Raw genomic sequence first — 10,974 nt, forward strand, 5'->3', positions numbered from 1 at the left:
CTATCTCCTGTTTGACAAGGACTTACCTCCGGGTAAATAAGAGTTACAAAGGACATAATAATAAACAAAGCTTTTATGAATAAGAAATTAACCTTATTAAGTACTGCCATGCTGTCGGTAACGAGTTTGCTGGCTGCAGACAAAAATCCGAACGTTATCCTTATATTGGCTGACGATATGCGTGGTTCTGCCATGAATTTCCTGGGTGTGGAAGAGGTACATACACCGAATCTGGATAAGCTGGCTGCTGAAAGTACCGTCTTTTCCAATGCTCATATTATGGGCGGAACTTCCGGCGCTGTCAGTATGCCGAGCCGTGCCATGCTGATGACGGGTAAATATCTCTATACGCTGGAAAAGCAGGGTGCGACTGTGCCCGATGATCATACATTGATTGGCGAGGCTTTGCAACAGGCGGGATATAACGCTTTCCATACCGGTAAATGGCATAACGGATATGCGGCGATGAATCGTTGTTTCAACGATGCAAAAGGCATTTATTTCGGTGGAATGTATGACCACTGGAATGTCCCTCTCTACGATTACAATGCGGATGGTAATTATGGCAAGAAACGTCCGGTCGTTAAGAATTGGGGAAAGAGCAATGAGGTTACTTATGAAGTAGGAGAATATATGTATTCCGGTAAGCATTCGGTGGATATTTTTACGGAAGATGCCGTCGAATATATTGAAAAGCAAAAAGATGCCGGCAAGCCGTTCTTCCTTTCCGTAGCCTATATGTCACCGCACGATCCGCGTACGATGCCCGACGAATATATGCGTCAGTACGACCGGGATAATATCCAGTTGCCTCCGAACTATATGGATAAGCATCCGTTCGACAACGGCGAGCTGGTGATCCGCGACGAGGTGTTGGCTGCCATTCCGCGTGTGCCGGACGAAATTAAAAAGCATATCACGGAATACTATGCGATGATTACGCATGTAGACCGTCGTGTAGGCGATATCATCAAGGCTTTGAAAGAAACCGGCGAATACGAAAATACGATCATTGTCTTTGCCGGCGATAACGGGTTGGCTGTCGGACAACACGGTCTGATGGGAAAACAAAACGTGTACGAACATAGCGTGCGTATCCCTTTGATGATCAAGAGTGCGGGAAGTAATACCCAGGGAAAGATCAGCGATAAGCTTTGTTATCTGATCGATGTTTTCCCGACCGTGTGCGAGATGGTCGGTACGGATATTCCTTCTTCGGTGGACGGTGTGAGCCTTGTTCCTGCGATAAATGAGGATAAGCCGGTGCGGGATTACCTGTATTACAGTTATATGGACAACCAGCGTGCCGTATCCGACGATGAATGGAAGTTGTGCGAATATAATGTAAAAGGTGTACGTACGACCCAGTTGTTCAACCTGAAGAACGATCCCTGGGAGATGAATAATCTGGCAGGAGAGAAAAAATACGGCAAGATCATCCAAAAACTGCGTAAGCAAATGTCTTTGGAGCAAGTAGAAACGAAAGACAATTCGGCTTTCTGGAACGGATTTGTATTCTAAAATTACTATCTTTGCGGCTGTTTGAATAAAATAAAGAATTTAGAAATGGAAACAGTAGTAAGTGGCATCAGGCCAACAGGTAATTTGCATCTGGGGAATTACTTCGGAGCAGTAAAGAGTTTTCTGCAAATGCAGAATGAGTATAATTGCTTTTTCTTTATTGCAGACTGGCACTCCTTGACTACGCATCCGCGTCCGGCAAACATCCGCGAAAGTGCAAAGACGATTCTGGCTGAGTATCTGGCTTGCGGTATCGATCCGGAGAAGGCTACCATCTATATACAGAGTGACGTTCGCGAAGTGGCCGAACTGTATCTCTACCTCAATATGAATGCCGGTATCGGTGAATTGATGCGTACGACTTCATTCAAGGATAAAGCGCGTCAGCAACTGCATATCGACCGTGTGAATACCGAAGAAGGTGACGTCGAACGGGAAATTTTTAACGAAGGAAACAAACATAGCGTGAACGCCGGTTTGCTGACCTATCCGACGTTGATGGCTGCCGATATCATTATCCACAAGGCTCTGAAAGTGCCGGTAGGAAAAGACCAGGAACAGAATATGGAGATGGCGCGTCGTTTCGCCCGTCGCTTCAATTCGACCTATGAAGTGGATTTCTTTCCGGAACCTGCTTCTTTCCACCTGACAGAGAAGGCTGTAAAAGTGCCGGGTCTGGATGGTTCCGGTAAGATGGGTAAGAGTGAAGGGAATGCGATCTACCTGATCGACGATGAGAAAGCGATCAAGAAAAAGGTAATGAAAGCGGTAACCGATGCCGGTCCTACGGAACCGAACAGCGTGAAGCCGGAACCGATCGCCAACCTGTTCGCCATGATGGATATCGTATCGACAAAAGATACATACGATTACTTCAACGAAAAGTACAATACTTGTGAAATCCGTTACGGCGATATGAAAAAGCAGTTAGCCGAAGACATCAACAATTTCTGCGCCCCGATCCGTGAACGTATCCTGGATATTCGTGCCAACGAAGAGTACATGGAGAAGGTAGCCCGTATGGGAGCTGAAAAAGCCAGCGCCAGCGCAGCCAAAACTTTGGCAGAAGTGCGTGAGATTATCGGTTTCCGTCCGTATTGATATTGTATATGAATAAAAAAAGAAGGCACGCAAGATAGTAGGTTTTGCGTGCCTTTTATATTTATAATATGGTAAATCCTCCTAACAAATCTTCGACTTGTTCTTTCAGTTTTGGCAGATGTTTGTTGACTACGCCCCAAATAATAACATTATCGACTTTGTCATAACCATGAATAACAAAGTTACGTAGGTCAACAATCTTTCTGGCATCATCAATTTGGATATCAGGTTCCAGGTCTAATATGTGCTTTGCAGCTTCGCCTATAATCTCCAGTTCTCGTTCTACTGCCCGGCGCAATAACTTATTCTGTTCATAGGCAAAGAAATCTCTTTTCTCTCCCAAATATTCTTCAATGGATGAGATTGATAGTTGAATATCGTATAAATATTTCTGAATACTACGCGCCATAAAGAAGCTGTTTAGTCTGTTCTACATCAGCAATAAAGAATGGGTTTGAAAGTGAGCGGTGAGTGACTAAATCAATTTTTCTTCGGAATAACTCTGTCAGTTTATTATGTAGAAGGAAATAATTATCTGTATATTCTTCAATGGAAATATCAGGTTCGAACTCGATCAGAAGATCTATATCGCTGTTTTCTGTGAACCTCGGAGTATTTACTGAGCCAAAAGCGTAGAGGCTTTTTACCTTATAACGTCGGCAAAGCTCCTTTAATGCTTCCAGTTTATTATGTAAAATGTGGTTCATATTGCCTCCTCTCTTTTAGTTCTTACAACAAAGATAGTAATCTTGTACAATCCAGTCAAGTTTGATAGTATATTAACTATCCTTTAGCTCATTATTTCTTAAATATGTGATAAAGAAGTTGAATTTTTATCTGATTGTCGGGAAAACTGCTTTACTTTGCGGGGAATAGTTACAGATAACAAACGTATGGCAGCCATTTCCAGCGGAGAGTTTGAGACATATTTCAGGGAGTTGTATAAGCCCCTGTGTCTGTTTGCGCTCCGTTTTACAGAACGGGTAGATGATGCGGAGGATATTGTACAGCAAGCCTTTGCCGATGTATGGGATAAGAATATCAATGGTGCATTGATTGAAAATCTAAAATCCTATATGTATCAGGCGGTGCGCAATCGTTCGCTGTCGCTGGTGACACAGCCGGTCGATCAGCAGACAACCGATGAGTTCCCGGATTTGGAAGACTCTTCCGAAGAAGAGCAGATGTACAATGCCGAAAGAGATGCCCGCTTGTGGACGGCTATCGACGGCTTACCACCCGAACGCAAAAAAATCTTTTTACTTTCCAAACGCGACGGACTGAAATACCAGGAGATCGCCGAAGAACTGAATATTTCAATAAAAACAGTTGAGAATCAGATGGGTAAAGCTCTGAAAGCTTTGCGTGAAACGGCTGTACGTATCTATAACTTTCTGTTCGGTCTGGCGTGACCGAATAAAAAATATTGAACTGGAGTAGGGGTTTTTCCCGGCAGCTCTGTCTTAGAGACAAAAGGTATTACATATTTTGTTTCACTAAGAAAGAGAGTAATGATGATGAAGAAGATTATTTCTTGTGTGTTGTTGATGATGATGTTGATGTGTGTGACGAATGTTAGTGCACAATGGTCTGTAACTCCTGAGGCCGGAATGAATGTGACGAAGTATAAAAATTCGCCTGCCGCTATTGGTTTTAAAGCCGGTGCAGCCGTTAGTTATACTTTTGGTTCGGGATTGTTTTCACTTCAATCCGGCCTGTATTACGTACAACGTGGAGCGGGGACAGTTTCATACGGAGGAGCCGTAGGCAAAGTAATGGATAAAGATGGAAATTGGGAGGAGTGTTATTTAAGCTTCGCCTCAAGGAATTCGGATATTGTATGGCAAATGGATGGCTACTACGGTTTTTATGGGCAAGGAGGAAGTTTAAGCCTTCCGGCTGATATGCGAATAGAGCGTATTTATGTGAATGAAGGACGTTCTCGTCGAGATTATATGCAATTGCCGGTACTTGTTCGTTTTAACTGGAAGGTTGGAGATGATGTAAAAATGCATATAGCAGCTGGCCCTTACCTGGCTTATGGCATTGGAGGAAAGAACAAGTCAAAGTTTTTGGAAGTATCCGAAAAAGGTACATGGCATGTCGATGACTCTTGTAGTCCGTTCAAGAATAGCAGTCTCCGACGTTTTGATTGGGGCTTGGCGCTGAATGCCGGAGTTGATGTGAAACGCTTTTCCTTTAATGTCGCTTACGACATGGGATTGGGCAAGCAGTACGAATATGAAAATGTCGCTTTAAAATATCATACCGTAAGTTTTACAGTAGGGTATAGATTCTAGAGAATAAAAGCAAGCAGATAGCTAAAGTTTATATTTAAAGAATAAAGAAGATGAGAAAGCTTATTTTGATGATGTTGAGTGTGTGGATGATTGGCGGAATGGCGAGTGCACAATCCCGTTGGAGTTTGACACCGGAAGCAGGTATGACGGCCGTTCAACGTGTTGGCTACGGAACGTGGAAACCGGGTCTGAAAGTAGGAGCGAGCATAGGCTATCAATTTAAACCGGAATGGATTGGGTTGAAAACGGGTTTGTTTTATACTAATCGAGGATATGATATAGATGGCTTGTATAACCAATGGTCGTCGGAGGAGGCGGTTGAGTTGAGGGTTGAAAATGGAAGTCTCAAGCAACATTTTTTGCAATTACCGGTAATGGCCGATTTTTCGTGGAAAGTGAAGAATGTTCGCATGCACTTGGGGGTTGGTATGTATGCGGGTCTTGCCATTTCTCAAAGTTGGAGTTGGGGAGCATGGGGATACACAATTCCAACTCCGGAAACAAAAATGAGTTATGCAGGGGCAAATAGTTATGGTGATATAGAACATGGGTATAATCATGATAACAACCCTTTTAGAGATATGAATTCGTTTGATTGGGGATTGACAACTTCGTTTGGTATCGAAGTGCAGAATTGGGTAGTCAATGTTGGATATGAACTTTCATTAGGAGATGAAGGTCCTAATTATAAACAAAGCTATGGCTCTTTAGGTAGTTCCTATACCGTTCGAAGCATAGGTTCCAACTACAACACCCTGTCGCTCTCAGTCGGTTATAAATTTAAATTAGGAAAATAATATATATGAACAACGAGCAGGAACATAAACTGGAAGAACGCATCCGTTTCGTAGCGAAACACTACGAGGAAGGACATTTGGATACGGATAAGGCCTGGCTGCAATTTGCCTCCAGGTATCAGGTACGCCGTACGGTCTCTTTCCGCCGCTACTGGATGGCTGCAGCTTCAGTCTTATTACTGCTCATTGGTTTCAGTACTTATTATATAACAGATCGTAATTCCCCCGAATGGGTAGCGGTAACGACTACCTCGGGACAGCTAAAAGATGTTTACCTACCTGACAGTACTCTGATTTCGATGGCTGGAAATTCCTCCATTCGATATGATGCGAGATCTTACGGAAAGGAGCGGCGTGTGGTGGAGATGAAAGGAAAAGCCTTTTTCCAGGTGACGAGGAATGAAGCACGCCCCTTTTCTGTCTATACTGAACGGACGGAAGTCACCGTACTGGGCACCAGTTTTCAGATAAATGAGCAACCGGAAGGGACTGACGTGAATGTGATGACCGGTAAAGTAAGTTTCGGTACTACCGGCAATGAAACGGATAAAGTGATATTAACCGCCGGTATGTCGGCATCATACTCCATGGAAAGTAAAGGTATCACGGTAGTTGAGGAAGAAGATCTCAACACCCTGTCGTGGAAAACCCGACAGTTACGATTCAATGACACCCCGTTGGAAAAGGTGATCGGCGATCTGAATGAATATTATCAGGTGAAAGTAATTAATAAAGCAGAAAACCCGAATCTGAAGCTGACGGCCACTTTCAATGATCTTCCGCTGGAAGATGTTTTATTGGTTATCAACCAGACGCTCGATACCCGCCTGGCCCCTGAATCCCAAAAATAAGTAACCTATGGGACGTATATGGATATTGCTGACAGGGATTCTTATGCTTTTTTCTCAGGTAAAAGCCGGAGAAAGGACTTCTGTCGTTAATCTGCCGGTTGAACCGACACCCGCGGTTACGATGGATAAGCGCCAGGTCCCTTTACTGGAGATCCTGCAGGAGTTGGAAAAGCAGACCGGTGTTTTTTTCTCTTACGAATCTTCTTTGCTGGACGAATTTCCCAAAATGTCTTTTAAGGCGCATGACGAATCGCTTTCTTATTGTCTGAAACGCTTGTTCTTCGCCTTGCCCGTTACCTACCGGTTGACAGGGCAGATCGTGATCCTGAAGCGGAAGCCCCGGTTGTATACGATCAGCGGCTTTGTCCGCGATTCGGTTTCGTATGAGAGTCTGATCAATGCCACGGTTATTGAGCGTGTGACCAAGAGTGGGACGACCACCAATAATTACGGTTTTTACAGTATCACGCTCCCTCCCGGAAAAGTTATCCTGCGCGCCTCTTTTGTCGGATTCGAAGTGAAGGAGATAATCTTCGATCTGACTTGTGATACGTTGATCGATATACCTTTACACTCGACAAAGGCATTGGGCGAGGTGGTCGTGGAGGGGCTGAATCCCCGATCGGAAGTATTGAGCACGCGGACCGGGGTCGTGGATGTCCCGGCGCAACGCATCAAATCGATGCCTGCCCTGCTGGGAGAAACAGATGTGGTGAAAACCTTGCAACGACTTCCCGGCGTTGCAGTAGGGACCGAAGGGATGACCGGACTCTATGTCCGGGGAGGTGATGCAGACGGAAACCTCTTTTTACTGGATGGCAATCCGGTGTATCACACCAACCACCTGCTCGGTTTCTTCTCCGCCTTCAATCCCGATGCCGTTAAAAATGCCACATTTTATAAAGGAAGCTTTCCTGCCGAATATGGGGGAAGGCTTTCGTCTGTAGTAGACGTACGGACCAATGACGGAGACCGGTATGAATATCATGGTAATTTGTCGGTCGGTCTGCTGGCGTTGCGTGGCAATTTGGAAGGCCCTATTATAAAAGGGAAATCCTCTTTCAATGTGTCTGTGAGGCGTACCTGGATGGAACTGATTACCTGGCCGTTGTTGAAAGCGGTCAATGACGGGGAGGAGAAAAAGATCAAGGGCGGCTACCATTTCTTTGATATGAATGCGAAAGTGAACCATTCCTTTAGTGACCGGACGCGCGGTTATATGAGTTTCTATATGGGGAGCGACAGCTACCTGAACGGGGAGGAAAAAGATGTAGAAGAACGTGTGGGGCAAGACTTCCAGTGGCGTTGGGGCAATCTGATCGGTTCGGCAGGGATCAGCCATGTCTTCAGTAACAAGCTCTTTGCTACGTTTACGGCAGGCTATACGCGTTATCGTTCGCACATACGGCAGGATAAGGAAGGCTATACGCTTTCTGCCAACCGAACGAACCGGGAGTTATTTCGTCAGGAAAGCCATTACCGTTCGGCGATGGAAGATCTCAGCCTGCGTGCCTCTTTCGATTACCGGTTGCATGAAAAACACCGTCTGAAGTTCGGAGGAGATTATTTGTTCCATAACTTTCGTCCGGAACAGAATACGATGAAGAGCTGGTATAAAGATTCCGTCAAATCGCAGGAAACCAATACTGTCTATGCCAATTCGCTGATCCACGGGCATGAAGTGTCTTTGTTTGCAGAAGAGGAAATGCATGTGATGGAACGTTTGACAGCCAGTGTCGGCCTGCGGGCAACCGTTTTCCATGTGCAGGGGGAGACCTATTTTTCCATGCAGCCCCGCTTGTCTGCCCGTTATCTGCTGGCCCGTCGTTTGTCTGCCAAATTATCCTATACCAAGATGAACCAGTATATCCATTTGCTTTCCAACTCGTATATCAGCCAGCCAACGGATATCTGGGTGCCTGTTACCCGTAGTATCCGTCCGATGAATGCCCATCAATATACAGCCGGCCTTTATTATACATTGAACAGGCAATATAATTTTTCCATAGAAGGATATTATAAGCGGATGAATCATCTGATCGACTATAAAGGCCGCATTCCTGTCGGTACGGATTATTCCCGTTGGGAAGAGCGGGTAGGCGTTGGATATGGCCGTGCGTATGGTGTGGAGTTTATGGCGCAGAAGAAAGCCGGCCGCCTTTCCGGTTGGATCGGTTATACGCTGTCGTGGTCCGATCGCCGTTTTCCGGACGAGAGTGTGAATAAAGGGCGCCGTTTCCCATCCAAGTACGACAACCGTCATAAGATCGATCTGGTGGCAACTTATAAACTGTCGCGTAAAGTGGAGTTGACCGCTGCCTGGATGTTTGCTTCCGGCAATCATATCACGATCCAGGATCAACTCTACCACGGAGGTGGGGGACAGACGAATAATGGATATATGCAGAATGGGTCTCTCATCATCGGGGATGATAACATCGGTTATGCCGCCAGTTCACGTAATAACTACCAGCTATCCCCTTATCATCGTCTTGATCTGGGACTGAATTTCTATCGTTACAAAAAGAAAGGACGATTGGGGGTCTGGAACTTGAGCCTTTGTAATGCGTATGGTCATCCGAATCCCTTTTCAGTCCGGACAAAATACCGTACGGATTATGACACAGGAAAGAAGGAAGTCTTTTTGGAACAATCCATTCTTTTCTTATTTTTACCGTCTGTTTCCTATACATATAAATTCTAAGTGTTATGAAAAAGGAATTGTTTACCCTGCTGCCGCTGTTGTCGCTCCTGTTCTGCATGGCTTGTACGCGTGATGTGGAACTGAAGATCGATACGGTCTCTCCGGTGCTGGTGCTCAACGCTTCCATAACACCTGATCAGGAAGTTGCAGCTTTTCTGTCGAAGAGTTGGTTTCTGATGGATAGTGTCCCCGAATATGATTTGCCGGAAACAGGAGTAAAGATCAATGTATACGTGAACGATCAGTTTCGCGGAGCCATGTCGCGCTCGGATAATCCGGCTGATAGCCTTGAATATAAGGGACAGTTCAAATTGCCGGGATGTTATGTGCAGACCGGTGATAAGGTGAGACTTGAAGCGGAGGCACCGGGATTCGATCCGGTGAGGGGAGAAACGCTTATTCCTGCGGAGACGGAAATAGCTTCCATCGATACAGGGCGTTTTATAACGTCCGGATCATACGATTTCCGCTTATACGTGACATTTAAAGATAAGCCTTCCGAACGAAATTATTACCGGTTGATAGTAGAACGTCTGATCGAATATCATAAAGGAGATCAGATTATGTGGAAAAGTTCGTTTTGCGACAATTTCGGAAGACCGCTGCAGGATTCCGGTGATCAATTCGATGCTCCGTCTCCTTTCCCTTTCACACTGATATATGACGACCCTGTCTTTCAGCCGGGAATCCCATCTTTAGAGATCAACGACGGCATTTATTGCCGGGGTGTATTCTCTGATGATATGTTTGATGGAGAAGAATATACGGTGACAAGCTCGTTTTATCCTGTGAGTTCGCTGCAAACGGACACGGTAACTGCGATAGTACATTATGATATCCATCTGATGTCTGTTTCGGAATCCTATCACAATTATTTGAAAGTGATCCGTAACTTCTCTATTTCACTGGGAGATGCGTATGTGGACGGTTTGCTGGAACCGACTGAAACGTATTCGAACGTAGCCGGCGGATTTGGTATTGTAACGGGCTACCGGATTGCCACTCGCCGCATAACGATGCCTTTCGGTGATCTTTCGTACGAGTGGTGGTAGCAGTAGAGTTATTCCAAAGTGATGTTGATGGCATTCATGCCTTTCAGGCCACGTTCCAGGTCGAAGGTAACGGTATCGCCTTCCTCTACTTTTGAAAGCAAGCTGTTCACATGGAAGAAGTATCTGTCACCTCTTATCTGTTCTTTGATAAAGCCAAAACCTTTCGAAGTATTGAAAAAGTCTACTTTCCCTTTGAGAACGACAGGTTCTTCTTTTTCCTTTTTAGGTACCGATATCATAATCTCTTCCTGGTTAATTTCCTCTTTTTTTGTGTTTTCTTCCGGTGGTGTCGAGGTGATCACACCGTTTTCATCGACATAGGCGATCATGTCTTCAAAGCTGGTAGCCTTGGGAGCTAATTTCTTTTCTTCTTTCTTTTTCTGTTTTTCTGCTCGTTTAGCGAGTCTTTTTTTTTCATTTTCACGTTTATCAACTGTCATTGATCTAGCCATATAACTTTTGTTTTATAAGATGAATACTAAAATGGAGCGGGAGTATAATTAAAGGAGAGACCTGCTTAAAATAAATAAGGAGAACTGTGCTATAATGATTTATCTCTAACTCTTCCACAAAGATACGAAAAAAAGAGGGGATGAGTAGGGGTATTTACAAAAAAACTGTCTATTTAGTAGATATCAACAAATAACA

Annotated in this window: 11 protein-coding genes; 8 read left to right on the forward strand and 3 right to left on the reverse strand. The window is 44.7% G+C overall.

What is annotated here, in order from left to right:
* Positions 1-75 precede the first annotated feature (75 nt).
* Together P3L47_RS08615 and trpS are read left to right on the forward strand one after the other, a co-directional pair.
* Positions 76-1,521 (forward strand): sulfatase family protein, encoded by a 1,446-nt coding sequence (locus P3L47_RS08615; protein ID WP_277783341.1) that lies wholly within the window; start codon positions 76-78, stop codon positions 1,519-1,521.
* A gap of 45 nt (positions 1,522-1,566) precedes the next feature.
* On the forward strand, positions 1,567-2,622 hold the full coding sequence (gene trpS / locus P3L47_RS08620; RefSeq protein ID WP_122363172.1) for a tryptophan--tRNA ligase: 1,056 nt from the start codon (positions 1,567-1,569) through the stop codon (positions 2,620-2,622).
* Between the two features lie 61 nt (positions 2,623-2,683).
* Here trpS and P3L47_RS08625 read toward each other — a convergent pair whose 3' ends face one another.
* Both P3L47_RS08625 and P3L47_RS08630 read right to left on the reverse strand, forming a co-directional pair.
* Positions 2,684-3,031: a HepT-like ribonuclease domain-containing protein gene (locus P3L47_RS08625; protein ID WP_277783342.1), complete on the reverse strand. Its 348-nt coding sequence runs from the start codon at positions 3,029-3,031 to the stop codon at positions 2,684-2,686.
* Entirely contained in the window at positions 3,021-3,329 is a 309-nt protein-coding gene (locus P3L47_RS08630) for a nucleotidyltransferase family protein (RefSeq protein ID WP_277783343.1), read from the reverse strand. The genes P3L47_RS08625 and P3L47_RS08630 overlap by 11 nt, the downstream gene beginning before the upstream one ends.
* A gap of 186 nt (positions 3,330-3,515) precedes the next feature.
* Here P3L47_RS08630 and P3L47_RS08635 point away from each other — a divergent pair, with 186 nt between their 5' ends.
* From P3L47_RS08635 to P3L47_RS08660, 6 genes are all read left to right on the forward strand, one after another.
* Entirely contained in the window at positions 3,516-4,034 is a 519-nt protein-coding gene (locus P3L47_RS08635; protein ID WP_277783686.1) for an RNA polymerase sigma-70 factor, read from the forward strand.
* Between the two features lie 105 nt (positions 4,035-4,139).
* Positions 4,140-4,922 (forward strand): porin family protein, encoded by a 783-nt coding sequence (locus tag P3L47_RS08640; RefSeq protein ID WP_277783344.1) that lies wholly within the window; start codon positions 4,140-4,142, stop codon positions 4,920-4,922.
* A gap of 68 nt (positions 4,923-4,990) precedes the next feature.
* Positions 4,991-5,719 carry a porin family protein gene (locus P3L47_RS08645; protein ID WP_277783345.1) on the forward strand — a complete coding sequence of 243 codons (729 nt, stop codon included), beginning with the start codon at positions 4,991-4,993 and terminating at the stop codon, positions 5,717-5,719.
* Positions 5,720-5,724: 5 nt separating this feature from the next.
* Positions 5,725-6,570 carry a FecR family protein gene (locus P3L47_RS08650; RefSeq protein ID WP_277783346.1) on the forward strand — a complete coding sequence of 282 codons (846 nt, stop codon included), beginning with the start codon at positions 5,725-5,727 and terminating at the stop codon, positions 6,568-6,570.
* A 7-nt stretch (positions 6,571-6,577) separates the two neighbouring features.
* A complete protein-coding gene (locus P3L47_RS08655) occupies positions 6,578-9,274 on the forward strand; it encodes a TonB-dependent receptor (RefSeq protein WP_277783347.1) in 2,697 nt (898 codons plus the stop codon).
* Between the two features lie 5 nt (positions 9,275-9,279).
* Positions 9,280-10,326, forward strand: coding sequence for a DUF4249 domain-containing protein (locus tag P3L47_RS08660; RefSeq protein WP_277783348.1), 1,047 nt, complete (start codon positions 9,280-9,282; stop codon positions 10,324-10,326).
* Positions 10,327-10,334: 8 nt separating this feature from the next.
* Here the strand turns inward: P3L47_RS08660 and P3L47_RS08665 are convergent, their stop codons facing one another.
* The gene (locus tag P3L47_RS08665; RefSeq protein WP_122363179.1) at positions 10,335-10,778 is read right to left on the reverse strand and encodes a cold-shock protein; all 444 of its coding nucleotides are present in this window, start codon (positions 10,776-10,778) and stop codon (positions 10,335-10,337) included.
* Positions 10,779-10,974 lie beyond the last annotated feature (196 nt).

It is taken from the genome of Parabacteroides chongii, assembly GCF_029581355.1.
GTDB lineage: Bacteria > Bacteroidota > Bacteroidia > Bacteroidales > Tannerellaceae > Parabacteroides > Parabacteroides chongii.